Source organism: Methylobacterium sp. E-041 (assembly GCF_022829665.1).
Classification (GTDB): domain Bacteria; phylum Pseudomonadota; class Alphaproteobacteria; order Rhizobiales; family Beijerinckiaceae; genus Methylobacterium.
The window spans coordinates 215,426-236,129 of the sequence record NZ_JAKSYQ010000228.1 but is presented as its reverse complement, the minus strand read 5'-3'; the positions used below and the strand labels follow the sequence as shown (position 1 = coordinate 236,129).

At 69.8% G+C, this 20,704-nt stretch carries 11 protein-coding genes; 5 read left to right on the top strand and 6 right to left on the bottom strand.

What is annotated here, in order from left to right:
- Positions 1 to 80 precede the first annotated feature (80 nt).
- The 5 genes from minC (MKK70_RS21695) (at position 81) to MKK70_RS21675 (ending at position 3,516) form a co-directional block, all read left to right on the top strand.
- Positions 81 to 824 (top strand): septum site-determining protein MinC, encoded by a 744-nt coding sequence (minC, locus tag MKK70_RS21695; RefSeq protein WP_243949833.1) that lies wholly within the window; start codon positions 81 to 83, stop codon positions 822 to 824.
- 314 nt (positions 825 to 1,138) lie between these two features.
- Positions 1,139 to 1,756 carry a septum site-determining protein MinC gene (minC, locus tag MKK70_RS21690; RefSeq protein ID WP_243949877.1) on the top strand — a complete coding sequence of 206 codons (618 nt, stop codon included), beginning with the start codon at positions 1,139 to 1,141 and terminating at the stop codon, positions 1,754 to 1,756.
- A gap of 53 nt (positions 1,757 to 1,809) precedes the next feature.
- Positions 1,810 to 2,625 carry a septum site-determining protein MinD gene (gene minD / locus MKK70_RS21685; RefSeq protein WP_147726435.1) on the top strand — a complete coding sequence of 272 codons (816 nt, stop codon included), beginning with the start codon at positions 1,810 to 1,812 and terminating at the stop codon, positions 2,623 to 2,625.
- Positions 2,622 to 2,948 carry a cell division topological specificity factor MinE gene (gene minE / locus MKK70_RS21680; RefSeq protein WP_147726434.1) on the top strand — a complete coding sequence of 109 codons (327 nt, stop codon included), beginning with the start codon at positions 2,622 to 2,624 and terminating at the stop codon, positions 2,946 to 2,948. Before minD ends, minE begins: the two co-directional genes overlap by 4 nt.
- Positions 2,949 to 3,114: 166 nt before the next feature.
- Entirely contained in the window at positions 3,115 to 3,516 is a 402-nt protein-coding gene (locus MKK70_RS21675) for a PRC-barrel domain-containing protein (RefSeq protein ID WP_147726433.1), read from the top strand.
- Positions 3,517 to 3,581: 65 nt separating this feature from the next.
- Here the strand turns inward: MKK70_RS21675 and MKK70_RS21670 are convergent, their stop codons facing one another.
- From MKK70_RS21670 to treZ, 6 genes are all read right to left on the bottom strand, one after another.
- Positions 3,582 to 4,454: an alpha/beta fold hydrolase gene (locus MKK70_RS21670; protein WP_243949831.1), complete on the bottom strand. Its 873-nt coding sequence runs from the start codon at positions 4,452 to 4,454 to the stop codon at positions 3,582 to 3,584.
- A 67-nt stretch (positions 4,455 to 4,521) separates the two neighbouring features.
- Positions 4,522 to 6,810 carry a 1,4-alpha-glucan branching protein GlgB gene (gene glgB / locus MKK70_RS21665; protein WP_243949828.1) on the bottom strand — a complete coding sequence of 763 codons (2,289 nt, stop codon included), beginning with the start codon at positions 6,808 to 6,810 and terminating at the stop codon, positions 4,522 to 4,524.
- A gap of 115 nt (positions 6,811 to 6,925) precedes the next feature.
- Positions 6,926 to 10,189 carry a maltose alpha-D-glucosyltransferase gene (treS, locus tag MKK70_RS21660; protein ID WP_243949826.1) on the bottom strand — a complete coding sequence of 1,088 codons (3,264 nt, stop codon included), beginning with the start codon at positions 10,187 to 10,189 and terminating at the stop codon, positions 6,926 to 6,928.
- Positions 10,190 to 10,348: 159 nt separating this feature from the next.
- Positions 10,349 to 13,747, bottom strand: a complete 3,399-nt coding sequence (locus MKK70_RS21655) for a maltotransferase domain-containing protein (protein ID WP_243949824.1) — start codon at positions 13,745 to 13,747, stop codon at positions 10,349 to 10,351.
- A gap of 90 nt (positions 13,748 to 13,837) precedes the next feature.
- Positions 13,838 to 18,724 (bottom strand): malto-oligosyltrehalose synthase, encoded by a 4,887-nt coding sequence (locus MKK70_RS21650; RefSeq protein WP_243949822.1) that lies wholly within the window; start codon positions 18,722 to 18,724, stop codon positions 13,838 to 13,840.
- Positions 18,721 to 20,526 carry a malto-oligosyltrehalose trehalohydrolase gene (treZ, locus tag MKK70_RS21645; RefSeq protein ID WP_243949820.1) on the bottom strand — a complete coding sequence of 602 codons (1,806 nt, stop codon included), beginning with the start codon at positions 20,524 to 20,526 and terminating at the stop codon, positions 18,721 to 18,723. The genes MKK70_RS21650 and treZ overlap by 4 nt, the downstream gene beginning before the upstream one ends.
- Positions 20,527 to 20,704: the final 178 nt, after the last annotated feature.

Sequence of the window (20,704 nt, the reverse complement as noted above, 5' to 3'; positions counted from 1 at the left end):
GGCGTGGGCAAGCGCCCGGCAAGGATTGCTCCGCGGGCGCGCACGCCGCATGCAGGCAGGGTCCAGGCCCGACACGCGAGATGCCGACCCCCGTGACCCAAGCCAAGCCCGATGCGCCCCGTCCGCCGATCCGCTTCCGCGGCCGCTCGTTCATGGCGACCGTGCTCGCGCCGCTGCCCCCGATCGAGGATTGGCTCGCCGATCTCGACGCCCTGCGCCAGCGCGCACCCGCGTTCTTCGCCGGGCGCCCGGTGATCCTCGATCTCACGGGGCTCACGCTCGATCGCGACGACCTGACCGGTCTGGTGGCCGAGCTCTCGGCGCGCACCATCGCGATCTACGGGATCGAGGGCGCGGCGCCCGCGCTGCTCGGGCCGGGCCTGCCGCCGGCGCTGGCGGGAGGGCGGCCGACCGGGGAGATCGAGATCCCCGAGGCCGAAGCCCCCTCCCCCGAGGCGGCCGTGCCGGCGCCGCCCGCGCAGGCCTCGGCCGTCTCGCTGATCCTCGACGCACCGGTGCGCTCGGGCCAGGCGGTCCTGCATCTCGAGGGCGACGTGACGGTGATGGGCGCCGTCGCCTCGGGCGCCGAGGTGATCGCCGGCGGCTCGATCCACGTCTACGGCGCCCTGCGCGGCCGTGCGATCGCCGGTGCCGCCGGCAACCCGAACGCGCGGATCTGGTGCCGCAAGTTCGAGCCCGAGCTGATCGCGATCGACGGCCTGTACAAGGCCGCCGACGACCTCGATCCGAGCTTCACCGGCCAGGGCGTCGAGGTGCGGCTCGTCGAGGACGCGATCCGCCTGGCGCTGCTGGAGCGCGGCTGAGCCGACATCACAGGATCCGGGCATGAGATTGCGACAGGATCCTCATCCTTAACCGTTCGGTAACCATATCCGCCGTCAATGATCCGGTAAGGAATCGTTGACCCGTGAAAACACAGATCGTTCCGGACCCCGATCGCCCCGTTCCGGCACAGCCCGAGAAAGCCGTTTCCCTGGAGACGGTTGCTGCGCCCGCCGGCACCGAATCGTCCGCGCCCGAGCCGGCTACGGCCGCCTCGGACCCGGCAAAACCTGCCGCCCCGGCGAAGCCCGCCGCCCGACGCGCCCTCGCCTTCCGAGGGCGTGCGTTCAAGGCGATGGCGCTGAAGCCCGAGCCGCCGCTCGCCGACTGGCTGGCGGACCTCGACGCGGCGCTCAAGCGCTCGCCGACCCTGTTCGACGGGCGCGCGATCATCCTCGATCTCGTCGCCCTGCGCCCGGACCACGACGCGCTGCAGGCGCTGGTGGCCGACCTCGTCGGACGACGCGTCCGCATCCTCGGCTTCGAGGGCGTGGAGACGATCGCACCCGGCCTGCCGCCGCTGCTCGTCGGCGGGCGTCCGGCGACCAATCTGGATCTGCCGAAGGTGCCGGACGAGCCGGTCTCCACCTCGATCACCATCGAGGGCTCGGTCCGCTCCGGGCAGACGGTGGTGCATCCCACCGGGGACGTCACGGTGATGGGCTCGGTCTCGTCCGGGGCGGAGATCCTCGCGGGCGGCTCCATCCACATCTACGGCGCGCTGCGCGGCCGGGCGATCGCGGGCGCCGCCCGCAACCCGCGGGCCCGCATCTACTGCCGCAAGTTCCAGCCCGAGCTGCTCGGGATCGATCGCCTCGTCCGCACGGCCGAGGACATCGGAACGCAGCTGCAGGGCAAACCCGTACAGATCTGGCTCGACGGCGGCGCGATCCGCATGGCCGGCCTGGACTGACTTTCGAACTTTCAGAACTCGATCCGATCACCGCAGATCAAGGAGCGACACGCGTGGCAAAGGTTTTGGTCGTCACATCGGGCAAGGGCGGCGTCGGCAAGACGACGACAACGGCGGCACTCGGTGCCGCGATCGCGCAGGGCGGGCAGAGCGTCTGCGTCGTCGATTTCGACGTCGGCCTGCGCAACCTCGACCTCGTCATGGGTGCCGAGCGCCGGGTCGTCTACGACCTCATCAACGTGGTCAACGGCGATGCCAAGCTCAACCAGGCGGTGATCCGCGACAAGCGGCTCGAGACCCTGCACCTGCTGCCGGCCTCGCAGACCCGCGACAAGGACGCGCTCACCGACGAGGGCGTCGCCCGCGTCATGGAAGAGCTCCGCGAGAAGTTCGACTGGGTGATCTGCGATTCGCCCGCCGGCATCGAGCGGGGCGCCCAGCTCGCCATGCGCCACGCCGACGTCGCGGTGGTGGTGACCAACCCGGAAGTCTCGTCGGTGCGCGACTCCGACCGCATCATCGGCCTGCTCGACTCCAAGACGATCAAGGCCGAGCGCGGCGAGAACATGGACAAGCACCTGATCCTGACCCGCTACGACCCCGCCCGGGCCGACCGCGGCGACATGCTCAAGGTCGAGGACGTGCTCGAGATCCTCTCGATTCCGCTCCTGGCGATCATCCCCGAGAGCCAGGAAGTGCTGCGCGCCTCGAACGTCGGCTGCCCGGTGACGCTGAACAACCCGCACTGCGCGCCGGCCCGTGCCTATTCCGACGCGGTGCGCCGGCTCAAGGGCGAAGAGCTGCCGATGACCATGCCGACGGACCGCAAGTCCTTCCTCGACAAGCTGTTCCTGCGGAGGGCCGCATGACCCTCCTCGGTCTCTTCAACAAGCGCGCATCCGGCTCCGTCGCCCGCGAGCGCCTGCAACTGATCCTCGCCCACGAGCGCTCCGAGACCGGCCAGCCCGACCTCGTGATCACGCTGCGCGAGGAGATCCTGGCGGTCATCGCCAAGCACGTCTCGGTCGAGCGCGACAAGGTCAAGATCACGCTCGAACGCGGCGAGGGCGTCTCGACGCTCGGGCTCGACATCGAGCTGCCGCTGATAGCCTCGAAGACGCGGACCGAGGCGAAGCCCGAGAAGGCGGCCCTGGAGAAGGCGGCGCCGGAGAAGCGCAAGCAAGCGGCCTGAATGGCTGCTCGGCCCGACTGCCCAGCCCGCGGATCCCAGCGATCCGCGGGCTTTTTCCGTTCGGCCCCGGGACATCGGAACAGGCGCGATCACCCACGAATCGGTGACGGAACGATCGCGGCCGCGCAGCATTCCTAGCCACCCCATTCGGGTTGTGGAGATAGCAATGCGTCGTCTGATCCTGGCATCCATGGTTGCCCTCACCGTTTCCGGAACGGCGTTCGCCGCCGAGAAGCAGACCACCCCGACCACGGCCGCGAAGTTCGTCCCGGTCCCGCAGGACGCGGTGCTGAGCTACAACCTGATCGGCTTGAACGTGATGGACGGCTCGAACAACAACGTCGGCGAGATCAAGGATCTCGCGATCGAGAACGGCAAGCTCAGCAGCTACATCCTCTCGGTCGGCGGCTTCCTCGGCATGGGCGAGCGCTACGTCTCGGTCGAGCCGTCTTCCGTGGCGCTCGGCTACGACGAGGGCGCGAAGAAGTGGAAGGCGATCATCGGCGCCACCAAGGACCAGCTCAAGGCGGCGCCCGAGTTCAAGTACGACGGCAAGTTCAAGCGCTGAACCTCAGCCTCGCGACGTTTCGCAAGCGCGTGGAAGCCCGCGGATCGAAGGATCCGCGGGCTTCCTCATGTTTCGATCCTCCCGTCGGCCAGAAAGGCGATCAGCGACGCGTTCACCGCCTCCGCCGCGTCGTGCTGGACCCAGTGGGTCGCCTCGGGAAACCACGCGATGCGGCCCGCATCGCAGAGCGCGAGGCTCGCCTCGGCGAGGCCGGATTCGAGCGCGTGGTCGCGCCGCCCCCACAGGATCAGGGTCGGCATCGTGATCCGCGGCGCGGTGCCGGGCCGCGGAAGGCGTAGCGCCCGGTACCAGTTCAGCATCGCCGTCATCGCTCCGGGCCGGGCCCAGGCCTCGGCGTAGCGATCCAGGTCCGCCGCGGTGAAGCTGCCCTTCCGCCCGGTCTTCGCCAGCGCCTGGCGTAGCACCGCACCGTCGTTCGCGGTCAGGCGCGTTTCGGGCAGGCGCGGGATCTGAAAGAAGCCGACATAGAGGCTGCGTAGCATCTGCGTCGGATGCCGCCGGACGTAGGGGCCGAAGACCGCCGGATGCGGCGCGTTGAGGATCGCCAGCCGCACGATCCGCTCGGGATGGAACGAGGCCGTCCACCACGCGACGAGGCCGCCCCAATCGTGGCCGACGAGCCGGAACGCCGCGAAGCCGTAATGGTTGGCCAGCTCGATCACGTCGGCGGCGAGCCGGTCGAGATGATAGGCGGCAAGGCCCTCGGGCTTGTCGCTGAGATTGTACCCGCGCTGGTCGGGCAGAACGAGGCGCAGGTCCGCCTCCGTCAGGGGGCCGATCTGGCGGCGCCAGCCGTACCAGAACTCCGGGAAGCCGTGCAGGACGATCGTGGGAAGCCCGTCCGCCGGACCGGCTTCCGCGACGTGCAGGCGGATGCTCGGCAGAGTGACCGACGACGTCCGCACCGATTCGAGCAAGGCGACCTCCCCTCGTCGCGCGTCGCGGGCGGCGGGACCCCTCGGCACCGCCGCCCCAGCGATGCCGTCAGGCTTCGCGAACGAAGATCATGGTCGAGAGCGGCGGGAGGGTCAGGCTCAGGGAATGACCCTGGCCGTGGCTCTCCGCCGCGTCGGCCTCGCGGCCGCCCATGTTGCCCATGTTCGAGCCGCCGTAGATGCCGGCATCCGAGTTGAACGCCTCGCGATAGAAGCCGCCCGTCGGGACGCCGATGCGGTAGTTCTCGCGCGGCACGGGCGTGAAGTTCGAGACGACGATGGCGATCTCGCCGGCCTCGCGGCCCTTTCGGGCCCAGGCGATCACGCTGTTGTCCTGGTCGTCGGCCACCAGCCACTGGAAGCCCGCCGCCTCGGTGTCGCGGCTGTGCAATGCGGGCGTCGAGACGTAGAGCCGGTTCAGGTCGCGAATCACGTCCTTGACGCCAGCATGGGCGGGGTCGTCGAGCAGGTGCCAGTCGAGCGACTGGTTGTGGTTCCACTCGCGCTCCTGGCCGAACTCGCCGCCCATGAAGAGCAGCTTCTTGCCGGGATGCCCCCACATGAACCCGAAATAGGCGCGCAGGTTGGCGAACTTCTGCCAGCGGTCGCCGGGCATCTTGCCGAGCAGGGAGCCTTTCCCGTGCACCACCTCGTCGTGGGACAGCGGCAGGATGAAGTTCTCGGAGAAGGCGTAGAGCAGCCCGAAGGTCAGGTCGTGGTGGTGGTAGCGGCGGTGGATCGGGTCCGTCGAAACGAAGTTCAGGGTGTCGTGCATCCACCCCATGTTCCACTTGAAGCCGAAGCCGAGCCCGCCGGTGTAGGTCGGGTGCGAGACGCCGGGCCAGGAGGTGGATTCCTCGGCGACCGTGATCGTGCCGGGGGCGTGCGCGTAGGTCGCCTCGTTGGTCTTGCGCAGGAAGTTGATCGCGTCGAGGTTCTCGTTGCCGCCGTACTGGTTCGGGATCCACTCGCCCTGGCGGCGCGAGTAGTCGAGGTAGAGCATCGAGGCGACGGCATCCACGCGCAGGCCGTCGAGGTGGTAGTGCTCGAGCCAGAACCGGGCATTGGCGGCGAGGAACGTCGCGACCTCGGCCCGACCGAAATTGTAGATGTAGGTGCCCCAATCCTGGTGGAAGCCCTGGCGCGGGTCGGCATGCTCGTAGAGGTGCGTGCCGTCGAAATGGCCGAGGCCGTGCGCGTCGAGCGGGAAGTGGCCGGGCACCCAGTCGAGCATCACGCCGATGCCGGCCTCGTGCGCCGCGTTCACGAAGGCCGCGAAGTCGTCGGGCGTGCCGTGCCGGCTCGTCGGCGCGAACAGCGAGACCGGTTGGTAGCCCCAGGAGCCGTCGAACGGGAACTCGGTGATCGGCAGCATCTCGATATGGGTGAAGCCCATCTCCTTGACGTACGGGATCAGGCGCTCGCCCATCTCCTTGTAGGTCAGGTAGCGGTTGCCCTCATCGGGCACGCGCGCCCACGAGCCGAGATGCACCTCGTAGATCGAGATCGGGGCGTGGCGCGGGTCCTTGTCGCCGCGGGTCGCCATCCACTGCTTGTCGTGCCAGGCGGGCTCGCTGGTGCCCTGCAGCACGGAGGCCGTCTCCGGCGGGTGCTGCGCGGCGAAGGCGACCGGGTCGGCCTTCAGCGGCAGCAGCGCGCCGTCCGGGCCGCGGATCTCGAACTTGTAGTGCTGGCCGGCCTTGAGGCCGGGCACGAACAGCTCCCACAGGCCGCCGTTCTGCCACAGGCGCATCGGATGGCGGCGGCCGTCCCACTCGTTGAAGTCGCCGACGACGCTGACGCGCCGGGCATTCGGCGCCCACACCGCGAAGCGGAAGCCGTCGATGCCATCGAGACAGCCAAGCTGCGCGCCGAGGATCTTGTAGACGAGGTTGGTCCCGACCTCGCGCAGGGTGTCGACGTCGTGCTGCTCCAGCGACGAGCCGAAGCCGTAGGGGTCGTGACGGCGGCGCTTGGCCCCGTCCCAGGTCTCGACCTCGATCTCGTAAAGCGGCCGGCCCTGGCTCTCGACCTTGGCGACCCAGAACCCATCCGGGTGGCGCCGCTCGAACGGCACCGCCTCGCCGCCGACGATGAGCGCGGCGGACTTCGCCTCCGGCAGCACGGCGCGGACCTCCCAGGCTCCGGGCCCGACCTGATGCGGGCCGAGCACGCTGAACGCGTCGCCGTGGTTGGCCGCCATCACCGCCGCGATCGCATCGGGATGCACGCTGTGCGTCGTGCCCGCCTGCGCGGAGCCGGACGGGGCGACATTCGAGACCGGGTTCGTGTCCGACGGATCGGTGCGGGTCGCGAAGGTCTGGTCGATGGCCGTCATTCAGGTGCCTCTCTCGGGTGACCGAAGCGGCGTCCGAGAAGGTCGGACGGCTTCAGGCCGGTCAGTCTCCGCGCGCCGACGAAGCCGTTCTTGCCCCGTCGGCACGCGCATGGGATCAGGACGCCTTGGCGTCCTCCAGAATGGTCAGAACCCCACGGGCGGGGATTTCGATCCAGTCGGGGCGGTTGTTGGCCTCGTAATCGACCTCGTAGAGCGCCTTGGTCAGCAGGCAGAGGCGAAGCAGCCGGCCATGCGTCTCGGGGTCGGTCACGGCGGCGCGGCTTTCCGAGACCGCGGTCTCGTAGCCCTTCAGGAACGCCGCATCGATCATGCCACGCCACGCGAAGGCGGCGGTGCGCGCCCGATCCTCCGAATCCGCGAAGCGGCCGGCGATCTCGCGGGTCACCGTCTCGGCGCCGTAGGCGAACGAGCGCAGCATGCCCGCCACGTCGCGCAGCGGCGTCGACTTCGCCCGGCGCTCGTCGGCCGGACGCGAGGGCTCGCCCTCGAAGTCGACCAGCACCAGGTCGCCGCTCGACACCAGCACCTGCCCGAGATGGTAGTCGCCGTGGATCCGCGTCTTGAACGCGCCCTTCGGCGGGTCGCGGGTCAGCGACGCGATCAGGGCATCGACCTCGGCGCGACGCCCGGCGAGCGCGACGCTCGACGGGCGGCCTGCATCGAGCCCGCGCTCCGCGATCGCCTTCAGGCCGCGGAAGGCCCGATCGGCCTGGTGCCGGGCATCGGCGCCGAGCACCGCCAGGTCGTCAACGGTGAAGGGTTCCGCCGCGAAGGCCGCGTCGCCGGTCTCGATCGCGAAGGCGTTGTGCATCTCGGCGGTCCGCCGCCCGAGCAGGTCGGCCCAGCGCAGGTGATCGTGGAACGCCTCCGCCGGCGTCGGCGCCTCGCTTTCGGGGGCCAGCACCACGGTCTCGAAATCGCGGCGCAGGCCTTCGAGCATCACCGTCCAGGCGTCGCCCTGGTTGAGGACGAAGCTCTGCAGCACGGCGAGCGCCGTGCGCGTGCCGTCCTCGGCGACGTGCTCGAGGGTGCCGAGCAGCGCCGGCGTGTTCGGGAACTTGGCCTCCTCGGTGAGGAAGCGCCCGACCTCGACTTCCGGGTGCGTGCCCGGCTGCAGGCGGCGCAGCAGCTTGAGCATCATCTTCGCGCCGATGGCGATCGAGGTGTTGCTCTGCTCCGCCGAGAGCCGGCGGACGTCGCTCGCCTCGAACGGCACGCTGTGGTCGAAGGCCGAGGTCGAGGAGAACACGAGCTTGCCGCCCTCGGTCGGGATCTCGCGACCGTCGCGCATCCCCTCGGCGAGGCAGATCGCGAAGTCCGGCGAGGCCGCCGCGCCGTAGAGCAGGCCGGTGCGCGGGCCGCGGCGCACGCGCGCCACGGCGAATTCGAGCAGGGTCTCGTCCTCGCGCCCCTCGTCGACGCCGACGGGGACGAAGTATTGCTGGCGCTCGCCGTTGGAGAGCTGGACGTCGAGGCGCGGCAGCAGGAAGCGGGCTTCGCCGCCGGCCTCCTTCACGGTCGCGCAGTCGACGACCTGCACGCTCTTGATCCGCGAGCCCTTGGCACCGAACCAGCGCCGGCTGGCGATGAAGGGCGGGATCACCGTGCGCTCGAAGGCGAGGCGCTCGCGACCGGCCATCAGGCTCTCGATGCCGCCGGTGAGCACCAGCGTGAACAGCTCGGGCGCCTCCTTCATCGGCCCGATCGTGCCGGTGTTCGCCGACGACAGCGAGAACCAGTAGAAGCCGTAGGATGGCAGGGTGAGCAGGTAGGGCAGCTCGCCGATCGGCGGGAACTCGGTTCCGCCGGTGAGCTCGATCGGCACGGCGCTGCGCAGCTCGGACAGGTCGAGCTGCACCGCCTGCGGTGCCCGCGACAGGTTGGCGACGCAGAGCACGCGCTCGCCCTCGAACTCGCGGATCCAGGCGAGCACCTTGCGGTTCGACGGATACAGGAACTGCATCGAGCCGCGGCCCAACGCGGTGCTGTTGTTGCGAATGGCGATCATCCGCCGCGTCCAGTTCAGCAGGCTGGTCTGCGACTGCGTCTGCGCCTCGACGTTGAGGGCGTCGAAGCCGTAGATCGGGTCCTGGATCGCCGGCAGGAACAACCGCTGCGGGTTGGCCCGCGAGAAGCCGCCGTTGCGATCGGGCGACCATTGCATCGGCGTGCGCACGCCGTCGCGATCGCCGAGGTAGATGTTGTCGCCCATGCCGATCTCGTCGCCGTAGTACAGCACCGGCGTGCCGGGCATCGACAGCACAAGGGACTTCATCAGCTCGATCTTGCGCCGGTCGTTCTCGAGCAGCGGCGCGAGCCGGCGGCGGATGCCGAGGTTGATGCGGGCGCGGCGCTCGGCCGCGTAGAACGACCACAGGTAGTCGCGCTCCTCCGCCGTCACCATCTCGAGCGTCAGCTCGTCGTGGTTGCGCAGGAAGATCGCCCACTGGCACCCTTCCGGGATCTCGGGCGTCTGGCGCATGATGTCGGTGATCGGGTGCCGGTCCTCGCGGGCGATCGCCATGTACATGCGCGGCATCAGCGGGAAGTGGAACGCCATGTGGCATTCGTCGCCGTCGCCGAAATACTGCGCGGTCTCCTCCGGCCACTGGTTGGCTTCCGCCAGCAGCATCCGGTCGGGATAGCTCGCATCCAGCGCCGCGCGGATCGCCTTGATGACCGTGTGGGTCTCGGGCAGGTTCTCGCAGTTCGTGCCGTCCCGCTCGATCAGGTACGGGATCGCGTCGAGGCGCAGGCCGTCGACGCCCATGTCGAGCCAGTAGCGCATCGTCTCGATGACCGCTTCCAGCACCTTCGGGTTGTCGAAGTTCAGGTCGGGCTGGTGGCTGTAGAAGCGGTGCCAGAAATACTGCTTGGCGACCGGGTCCCAGGTCCAGTTCGAGGTCTCGGTGTCGAGGAAGATGATCCGCGTGTCCGAATACGGCGTGTCGGTGTCCGACCACACGTAGAAGTCGCGCTCGGGCGATCCGGCCGGCGCCTCGCGGGCGCGCTGGAACCACGGATGCTGGTCCGAGGTGTGGTTGATGACCAGCTCGGTGATCACCCGCAGGCCGCGCTCGTGCGCGGCGTCCACGAAGCGCCGGAAGTCGGCCATCGTCCCGTAGGACGGGTTGACCTCCTCGTAGTCGGCGATGTCGTAGCCGTCGTCGCGCAGCGGGGACGGATAGAACGGCATCAGCCAGATGGCGGTGACGCCGAGGTCTCGGACATAATCCAGCCGCTGGGTAAGGCCCTCGAAATCCCCGATCCCGTCGTTGTTCGAGTCGAAGAACGACTTGACGTGGATCTGGTAGATGATGGCGTCACGGTACCATTGCGGATCGCTGCGATCGATCATCGCGTCGTTGCCTCGCACGTCGGATTCAGGGGCGTTCGTGCCGGTCCCGCGCGAGGATGATCGTCGCGTGATCGGTGTGCGGCTGTAGAACCGCAGGATGGTGGCGACAGCGCGACCGACCGGGCCGATCGCGCTGGATTTCTGTTCACACGGGCAGCCTCAGCCCGCAACCCGCTTCGGACGGCTGAGCCGCCAGATGATGCACGAGCGCTCGACGGGATCGAGGGCGATGCGGTGCGACTTGCCGCGCAGCTCGAACGTGTAGCCATCGAGCAGGTCCTCGACGGCGACCGCCCCGCCGTCGCCCTCGCCGAGCAGCCAGAGCGGCACCTCGTAGGTGCATTCCTGGCGGTTCTTGGGATCGAGGTTGACCATCACGAACACGCAGTTGTCGCGGTCGGGCGTCGTCTTGGCGTAGGCGATGATGCTGTCGTTGTAGGCCGCCGTGAACACGACGTTGCGGAAATCCCAGAGCGCGGGGTTCTCGCAACGGATGTGGTTGAGCTTGATGATGTGCTCGCGGATGTTGCCGGGCCGGTCGTAGTCCCAAGCCTTCAGCTCGTACTTCTCGGAGTTGAGGTACTCCTCCTTGCCGGGATAGGGCGCCGCCTCGCACATCTCGTAGCCGTTGTAGATGCCGTAGACCGACGACAGGGTCGCGGCCAGCGTCGCCCGCACGACGAAGCCGGCGCGGCCGCTCGTCTGAAGATAATGCGGGTTGATGTCGGGCGTGTTGGCAAAGAAGTTCGGCCGGTAATACTCGCCCATCTCGCCCGCAAGCTCGGTCGCGTACTCGGTCAGCTCAGCCTTGGTGTTGCGCCAGGTGAAGTAGGTGTAGCTCTGCTGGTAGCCAGCCTTGGCGAGCTTCTTCATCATCTTCGGCCGGGTGAAGGCTTCGGCGAGGAAGAGCGCGTCGGGATAGCGCCCGTTCACCTCGGCGATCACCCATTCCCAGAACGGGATCGGCTTGGTGTGCGGGTTGTCGACCCGGAAGATGCGCACGCCGCGGCTGCACCAGCCGAGCAGGATGTCGCGCAGCTCGATCCACAGCGACGGCAGCGCGCCGCCGTAGAAGTGCACGTTGGAGATGTCCTCGTACTTCTTCGGCGGGTTCTCGGCGAACTTCAGCGTCCCGTCCGGGCGCCACTCGAACCACTCGGGATGGTTCTTGATCCAGGGATGGTCGGGCGAGCACTGGATCGCGAAGTCGAGCGCCACCTCCATGCCGTGGGCGTGGCTCGCCGCGACCAGGCGCTCGAAGTCGGCCAGCGTTCCGAGTTCGGGATGGACCGCCTCGTGGCCGCCCTCCTCGGTGCCGACCGCGTAGACCGAGCCGACGTCGCCCGGCAGCGCCTTCAGGGTGTTGTTCTTGCCCTTGCGGTTGGTGCGCCCGACGGGGTGGATCGGCGTGAAGTACAGCACGTCGAAGCCGAGCTCGCGGATCTCCGGCAGGCGGCGGATCACGTCGTCGAAGGTGCCGTGGCGATTCACGTCCATCGACTGCGAGCGCGGGAAGATCTCGTACCAGGCCGAGAACCGGGCCGCGAGCCGATCGGCGATCACCTGCGCCGTCACGGGGTAGCGCGAGGCGTTCACCCGCTCCGCGTTGCGGCGGACAAGGCTCGCCGCGTCGGGCACGAGGATGCGGTCGAGCTGGGCGGCCGAGCCGGTCTCCTCGGCGCCGAGCGCGGCGACGAGCGCCTGCAACCGCTCCTTGTCGCGCCCCTCGGCGAGGTCGGCCGCGGTCTGGACCAGGGTGACGCCCTCGATCGTCTCGAGGCGGACGTCGACGCCAGCGTCGCGCTTCTTCAGCGTATCGCGCATCCAGGACGAGAATCCGTCGCGCCAGCCCTCGATGGTGAACTCGTAGCGGGCGTTCTTCTCGAGCGGGAATTGCCCGGCCCAGCGGTCGTTGTCGACGAAGACCATCGGGTCCCGGCGCCATTCGCTCGCGCCGACGACGCGCGACAGGATCGCCGCGTTCAGGATCTCGTGACCGTCGGAGAAGATGTCGGCCTCGATCCGCAGGCTCTCGCCGACGACGCGCTTGACCGGAGAGCGGCCGCCGTCGAGTTCCGGCGTCACCGCCTCGATCACGACGCGGCCGGTGCCGTCCGGCGTTCCGCGGCTCGGCAGCTTGGTCACGGCCGCCGCGACGGCGCTGATGATGCGCAGCTCGCCCGGCGCCAGGTCGATGGCGCTGCCGGGATGGAAGGCGATCGGCTCGGCTTCCGGCGTGCGGTCGACGAACGGCCCGAGCTGGCCGCCCGTCCGGGTGATCAGCGCCCCGGCATCGACCGGCACCGGCTTGTCGGTCGGGTTTAAGAGCAGGATGACGGCGTGCCGGGCGGAGGCCGGATGGCCGGAATCGTAGCGGGCGAGCGCGACGAAATCGGCATCCGGCGCGGAGATCCGGGCCTGCGCGCCCTCGACGTTGGCGGCTGGAAGCTCGGCGCGCAGGGCGTTGATCGCGGCGACATAGGCCGAGATGTCGATCCCGGTCTCGGATTCGCGGTCCGCCGGCGTCGTGTCGACGACGTGGACCGCGCGGCGATACCCCCACTCGTAGCCGATCGGCATCAGGACGCCGGCCGAGTAGAACGCGGCGAGGGCGTAGCGGCTGCGCAGCTGCGCGGCGACGGCCTCCGGGCCGCCCGACACCTTGGCCGCGAGCCGCGGCATGTCGTGATTCTCGGGAAACGCGATCGAGGGGGCGATGACGCGCAGGCGCTCGTACTGCTCCAGCGCCCAGGGCTTCTTCAGGTCCCACCACGCGAACGAGTTGAAGAGGTAGTCGAACCCGGCGCCGGCGGTGGCCTTCGCCTCCTCGAAGGTGCAGCCCAGGGTCTCGGCGGCGAACAGGCAGCCGGCCTCGCGCGCCTTCGCCTGCCCGATCAGGGCGCGCCACGTCTCCGGCGGAACCTTGTAGGCCGCATCGCAGCGGAAGCCGGCGACGCCGAGGCTCTGGAGATGGGCGATGTAGGCGTCCCAGATCCGGGTCAGCTCGCTGCGCGGGCCCTCGGAATGGTAATCGAGCTCGGCGAGATCGCCCCAGACGGTGCGGATCGACGGATCGTCGGGATCGACCGCCGCCGGGCTCGCGATCGAGCCGTCGGCCTCCTTCACGAACAGGTCCGGCCTGTCGCGGGCGAGGCGGCCGTCGTTGGCAGTGTGGTTGATGACGAGGTCGGTCATCACCGAGAGGCCGATGGCCTCGGCCGCCGTGCAGAAGCACCGGATCTGATTGTCGTCGGAGGTGCCGTCCTGATCGCGGAAGCGATCGTCCAGCCGCTCGGGGTCGGCGACGGCGTAGAGGCTGCCCGAGCCGCCGGTGGCGTGGAACGGGTTCAGGTAGACCCAATCGAAGCCGAGGGCGGCGATCCGCGGCAGCTCGGCCGTCCAGTCCGAGACCCGCCCGACGAGGAGCGGGAACAGGTTGTAGATCCGCGGCCCCTGGATGCGCGCGTCCGAGGCCCGCGTCGCGAGGCCGGCCGGCGGCGCGACGGGGGCAGCCCCATCCGCTGCGGCATTCCTCGATGCGGTGGTCGGTGCGTTCATGCTGGCCTCGAGTTGTTGGATGGCGTCATCGACTAACGCCCGAATGCCGGGTGCGTGCCGTGCCCGCGGATGCGGCGCGGCACGCTCGGATCACGCCCGGCGCCGGAGGACGGCGTAGGGCAGCGCGGAGAACAACGCTCCGAGATCGGCGGAGCCGTCGTAGCCGGCCCCCGTGACGATGTCGTGCCAGGACGTGCCCGCGCCGAGATCGACCGTCGTGCCGGCGAACCCCGCCCCCGACCAAGTGGCGTCCGTGACCAGTCCGGCGACCAGTCGCGGGACCGCGACGAAGATGTCGCCGTCCGCGCTCGCGTCGGAGCGAAGGTAGGCGACGACGTTGTCCGCACGCGGCCCCGTCGCCTCGATCGCCCGGTAGTCGGCCTCGGCATAGAAGGCCGGACGCGCGGCGCGGTCGGCGAGCAGACGCGTCAGCGTCGCCTGCTTCACCCGTCCGTCCGGCCAATGCGCCAGCAGTTCGGGCAGCACACCCTGGTCCGCAAGAGCGCGTTCCATCGCCGCGTAGTTCACCGGCCGGCGGTTGTCGGGATCAACGAACGAGAAGTCCCAGAACTCGGTGCCCTGGTACACGTCCGGCAGGCCGGGCAGCGTGCATTTGAGGACTGTGCGGCCGAGGCCGGCGATCATCCCGAGATGGGCGAGGCGCCGGGCGAACGGCCGCAGCTTGGCCAGGAACTCGGACCCCGGCGCGATCAGCGTCTCGAACAGATTGGCGACCGCGCCCTCGTAGGCTTCGTCGACGTTGACCCAGCTCGACCTGCGCTTGCCCTCGCGCATCGCCTTCTCGCTGTAGGCGGTCAGGCGCTTGCGGAAATCCTCGATGGCGTTCGGCTCGTCGGCATCGAGCAGCTCGAGCGGCCACGCCCCGAGGATGGCCTGGAAGAACATCCACTGGTCGTTGGCGTCCGGCGCCGGCTCGTCGTCAATGGTCGTCAGGTGCGGGACGGCAATCGTGCGCCACAGGTCCCAGGCGCGGGCCCATTCCTCCGGCAGCTCGGACAGGGCGAGCAGGCGCGAGCGCGCGTCCTCGCCGCGCTTGGTGTCGTGGGTCGCCGTCGTGATCATCGCGTTCGGCCAGTCGCGGGCACGCGCCGCCTGGAGCGCGTGAAAGTGCTCCGCGTCGAGGCCGTACTCGCCCGGATCGCCGCCGACCTCGTTGAGGCCGAGCAGCATTGCATAGCGGTAGAACAGCGTGTCCTCCAGGCTCTTGGCCATCACCGGGCCGGTGAGCTGCTGGAAGCGGCGGCGGAACCGCAGGATCACGATCGGGTCCGGCCGTCCGGGCCCGGAGGTCTCGATCCGGCCGATGAGCGCGGCGGCCGCGAAGTCGTGGACCGAGCGGTCCGGCAGCGCCGACCAGCGCTTGGCCTTGGCGACCGCGCCCTCGATCAGCCGAACGTCCTCGGCCTCGACATCGCTCTCGTCGAGGTCCGGCGGCAGGTAGCTGCGATAGGTCGGGAACCGCGCGATGATCTCGATGAGCGCCCGGCGGATCGCGTTGACCGAGAAGTCGCGCGTGCGCCGGTCGGCATCGGCGATCTCCTTGAGGTCGGTGGTCAGCACCTCGAGCTCGCTGGCGAAGCTAATCTCGAGGATCTCGGCCTTCGCGGCGCGAAGCTGGAAGCCGTAGGGCTCGTCGAAGCCGGTGGCCCACTCGTAGAGCCGCTTGATCTTGCCGCGCTTGCCCTGGTCGACGAGGATGCCGTCGAGGTGGTTCAGCACGTCGTAGCCGGTGGTGCCGGCGACCGGCCACGGCCGAAGCTTCTCGCCCGGCTCCAGGATCTTCTCGACCACGACGTAGAAGCCCGGTCCGACGGCCGCCTGCAGCGCCCGCGCATAGCCCTGCGGGTCGGCCAAACCGTCGATGTGGTCGATGCGCAGACCGTCGATCCGCCCCTCGCGGACGTGCCGGAACACGGTCTCGTGCGAGCGGTGGAAGATGTCGTTCAGCTCGACGCGCAGGCCCGCCAGCGAGTTCACGTCGAAGAAGCGCCGGTAGTTGATGTCGCTCGACGCGACGCGCCAATGAGCGAGGCGATAGGCCTGGCTCTCCAGGAGCCGGTGCAGCGGGCCGAAGCTGTCCGGGCGGCCCTTGAAGCCGTTGAGCAGCTTCAGGCTGCGGTCGATCGCGGCTCGGATCTCAGGCGATGCGGCGCAGACGGCGGCGAGCCGCTGCTTGAGCCCTTCCGCCTCCTCCGGGAAGGCGACGCGGCGCCTCGCGTCGGTCTCGGCGCCCATGGTGCGCAGGCGCTCGGAGATGGCGAGCAGCTCGCCCTGCGCCTCCTCGTCCACGTCGCCGAGCGCCGCCAGCACCCGATTGAGGATGGTCGGGTAGTTCAGCGGGCGGATCGGGAACTGGTGCTCGTAGTGCCAGACGCTGAAGGCCCCGGCGACCGCGTCGAACTTGAGCTCGAGGTTCCCGTTCTCCAGCGCCTCGCCGTAGCGCTCGCCGAGGAAGGGGATCACCAGGTTGCGGTTGGCGCCCAGGCGTTCCCAATCGATGTCGAAGGCATGGCCGAAGGGCGAGAGCGCGCCCCATTCGAGCACGGACAGCCACCACGGGTTGTCGGCGCCGCCGACGCCCATGTGGTTGGGGACGATGTCGAGCAGCAGCTTCAGCCCGTGCGCCCGCAGCGCGTCGGACAGGCGCACGAAGCCGGCCTCGCCGCCGAGCTCAGGGTTGATCGCGCCGTGGTCGACGATGTCGTAGCCGTGGGTCGAGCCGGGCCGGGCCTTCTGCAGCGGCGAGGCGTAGACGTGGCTGATCCCGAGCTTCGCCAGGTACGGGACGATCTTCTCCGCGTCGGCGAAGGTGAAGTCCTTGTGGAACTGCAGGCGGTAGGTCGCGCGCGGCGGGGCGGTCGCCAGGCGGGCGGCACCGGAGCGTGGGCCGCGATCCTCGGCCGACAGGGCGGCGGCGAGCTTCGCCAGCGGGCCGCCCGGCGCGGCGATGGCGGCGAGGTCGCGGTCGAGCTTGCGCCGCCAGTTCGGGTAGCCCTCGGTCGAGCCCGGCACGTTGGCCTGGCTCAGCTCGGAGACGACGTCCTCGTACTGCACCGCGGTCAGCATCGACGGAGCGCGGGCGAGGTAGCGCGCAGCCGCCTCGAACGGGGCCGCGTCCGGCGGCTCGGCGCCGACGATGAGCTGCTGCGCGGCCAGCGCCTCGGACAGGCGCCGGCGCTCGGTGACGCGCTCGTTGCGCTCCGCCTCGGCCCGCTCGGCGTCGTAGAGGCCGAGGGACTGGCGCGTGTCGGTGTCAACCCCGCGCCACCAGCCGACGAAGGTCGGCAGGTCGTGCGTGGTGATCGCGGTCAGCGCGTCGCGGGGATAGGCCTCGGGCGCCTTGAACCGCCCGTCCTGCTCACGCTCGAACGCCAAGATCCGGTAGCTGAGGATGCCGGCCTGCATCAGCGCGTCCGAGAAGCCCTCCGGCGCGGTGCCGAGATCCTCGGCGATGACGAGGCACTTGTTGCGATGGCTCTCCAGGCGCAGCACCGCGATCATCGGCTCGAACGGCATCGCCACGTAGGCGCCGTCCTTCGCGCCGCCGCCGAGCGGGATCAGGAACAGGCGGGCGAGCTGGAAGGCGTGGTCGATGCGGATCGCGCCGGCATGGCGCATGTTGGCGCGCACCAGCGCCCGGAAGGCGGCGAGCCCGTCGCGCTCCATCTCGAGCGGATCGAAGGCCGGCAGTCCCCAATCCTGGCCCTTGGGCGCGAGCAGGTCCGGCGGTGCGCCGATCGAGACGCGGTCGGCGAAGCGCTCGGGATGCGACCAGATCTCCGAGCCGCCACGGTCTGCGCCGACGGCGAGGTCGCGGTAGAGGCCGATGCGCATGCCGGTCGCGAGCGCCCGCTCGGAGGCGTCTGCGAGCTGCCGGTCGGCGAGGTACTGGAGCCAGGCGTGATACGACACCGCGTCGCGGTGCTCGTCGGCGAAGGCCGCGACGGCGTCCGTTCCGGCGCGCCGGAATTCCTCCGGCCAGTCGCCGAGCCACTGGGCGCCCCGCCCCTTGAAGTGCTCGGACAAGGCCTCGAACGTGGCGTGCGATTGAAGATCCTCGCCGCCCTCCTCCCGGAAGGCCGTGAAGCCCGCATCCGCGCCCCGGCTCGCATCCGACTCCGCCCAGAAGTCCTGCAGCACCGGCGAGAGCACGTCCCACACGCCCTGATGGTCGACCAGGGCGGCGGCGCGCAACGCTTCGACGCGGGGCGCCATCTCGGCGAGACGCCTTTCCGCCCGCGAGCCGACGAAGCCCGGCATGCTCGTCGGCGCGATGAACAGCGTGTCGAGGAACAAGCGCGAGGACGGCGAGTAGGGCGAGATCTTGGTCCGGTCGGCGGCAAACAGGGCGTGCACCGGGCTCAGGCCGAGAAACGATGCGCCGCGCAGGCCCGCATCGCGCGCCGCCTGACCCGCGTCGGCATAGGTGCCGATCCCGAGGTTGGTGTCGGAGCGCAGGCCGTAGAGCTGGGCCGCGAGACCCCAATCGCTGGCGCCCTCGTCGGCATAGGCGCGCGGACGCCAGCAGCGCTGCGGCGCCGAGATGATCCAGGCTTCCGCGGTCCGGTCGCCGAGGGTGACGGCGAGGTGATGGTAGCCCGGCGTCAGCGGCGGCAGCTCGAACCCGGCGGTATCGCTGGACAGGGTTGCCCGGCCCTCGCGGGCGTTGCCGCGCTCGTCGACGAGGCGCCAGACCGCCGTCCCCTCCCCGCGAACCGGAACGCGCACCGCGCGGCGCGCCTCGACCGGCAGCAGCGGCGGGATCAGGCCGTTGCGCAGGGCCTCGACCTCGCCGAGGCTCTGGGCGATCTCCTCGTCGGTGCCGACCGCGAAGCCGAGCGCCGCGAGCATGCCGCGGCGGACTTCGAGCGCGGTCTCGACCGGCTTGCCGAAGGCGTCGACGTAGCCGTCGGCGATGCCTGCGAGGTCGGCAAGGCGTTGCAGTGCACTGCTCATCGGGCCGCTTTCGTCAGAAATACACCCGTCCAGGCGGGCAGAGTCGCACCGGTGCCGTCCGGCGCATTGGTCCAGACCGGCGTGTCGTCGCCGGCCTCGACGGAGAACGGCGCATCGCCGACATTGGCGACGAACCGCAGGGTCCCGCCCGCGTAGGACCAGGTGCAGTCGACCACGTCGGCGCGGGGAAGGATCGCCTTCGCGTTGCGATAGCCGGACTTGGCGAGCGGCACCACCACGTCCCGGCGCAGGGCCAAGAGCCGGGTGGTCTCGGCCAGCACCTCCCGGTGCGGCGAGTGCTCGCGCTCGGACCAGTCGAGCTTCGACGCTTCGAAGGTCTCGGCCTCTGTCGGATCCGGGATCACCGACGTGTCGTCGGCGAAGGCCGCGAAACTCTTGAACTCCTTGCGGCGCCCTTCCCGGACGGCCTTGTTCAGCTCCGCGTCCGGCGCGAAATCGACGAAGAACAGGAACGGCGTCGAGGCCGACCATTCCTCGCCCATCCACAGCATCGGAATCTGCGGGCTGAGCAGGAGCCCGGCGCGCGCCAGATCGAGCTTCTTCGGATCGGCGAGCTGGCTCAGGCGCTCGCCGAGCGCGCGGTTACCGACCTGGTCGTGGTTCTGCAGGAACGTCACGAACGCGGTCGGCGGCAGGTGGGAAGAGGGCTCGCCGCGCGGATGGTCGCCCAGCGTCTTGAACGGCTCACCCTGATAGGCGAACCCCTCCGACAGGCAGCGCGCCAGCCGCTCGACCGGCTTGTCGCTGAAGCTCTCGTAGTAGCCGGAATCCTCGCCCGTCAGCAGCACGTGCCAGCAATGGTGCAGGTCGTCGGCCCACTGGGCGTCGTGCTGGAGCGGCTTGCCCGAGCCGTCGCGCTCGAGCCACTTGGCCTGGTTGGCCTCGTTCTCGAGCATGAGATGGATCTGGCGATCGGGGAAGGCCGCGCGGACCGTCTCGCCGAGCTCGGCCAGGAAGTGCGTCGGCGAATCGTCGAGGATCGCGTGGACGGCGTCGAAGCGGATGCCGTCGAAATGGTATTCCTCGAGCCAGTACAGCGTGTTCTGGATGAAGAACTGCCGCACGGTGTGGCCGCTCTCCTTGCCGTCGAAGTTGATGCCCGCGCCCCACGGGGTCTGGTGCCGCTCGGTGAAGAAGGTCTTGGCGTAGGCGTGGAGATAGTTCCCGGCCGGCCCGAAGTGGTTGTAGACCGCGTCAAGGTAGACCATCAGCCCGAGCCCGTGCGCGGCGTCGATCAGGCGCTTGAGGTCGTCGGGGCGGCCGTAGGCGGCGTCCGGCGCGTAGGGCAGCACCCCGTCGTAGCCCCAGTTGCGGGTGCCCTTGAAGTCGGCGAGCGGCAGCAGCTCGATGGCGGTGACGCCGAGCGCCTTCAGGTCCGCCAGCCGCTTCTGCAGCCCGGCATAGGTGCCCTCCGGCGTCGCGGTGCCGACATGCGTCTCGTAGATCACCGCCTCCTCGAACGGGCGGCCCTTCCACGCGTCGTCGCTCCAGGCGAAGGCGGCCGGGTCGATCACCTCGGACAGGCCCGACACGTCGTCCGGCTGGAAGCGCGAGGCGGGATCGGGCACCACGAGGTCGCCGTCGACGCGGAAGCCGTAGCGGGCGCCGGCCGCGACCCCGGGGACGGTCGTTCGGCGCCAGCCCTCGCCGGCATCCGGAAGCGCGTGATCCGTCCCGTCGACCACCAGCACGACGTCCCGTGCCGTCGGGGCCCAGAGCGCGAAGCGGACGCCTTGGTCCGCGATCTCGGCGCCGAAGGCCATGTTGTGCGTGCGCCGCATCGGGCCACCATCCTCATCGTTCGGGGCTCACGGGTCGGTCCGGATCGCGCGGGGGCGATCCCCGGAACGGTGCCGGGCGTGAACAGCCACGTCTGTCACAGAAGCGGTCGGCCCAGCTCTTGTTCCCCGCACCGCACCCAAACCCTGCCGATCGCGCGGCGGCATTCGGGCGCGAGCT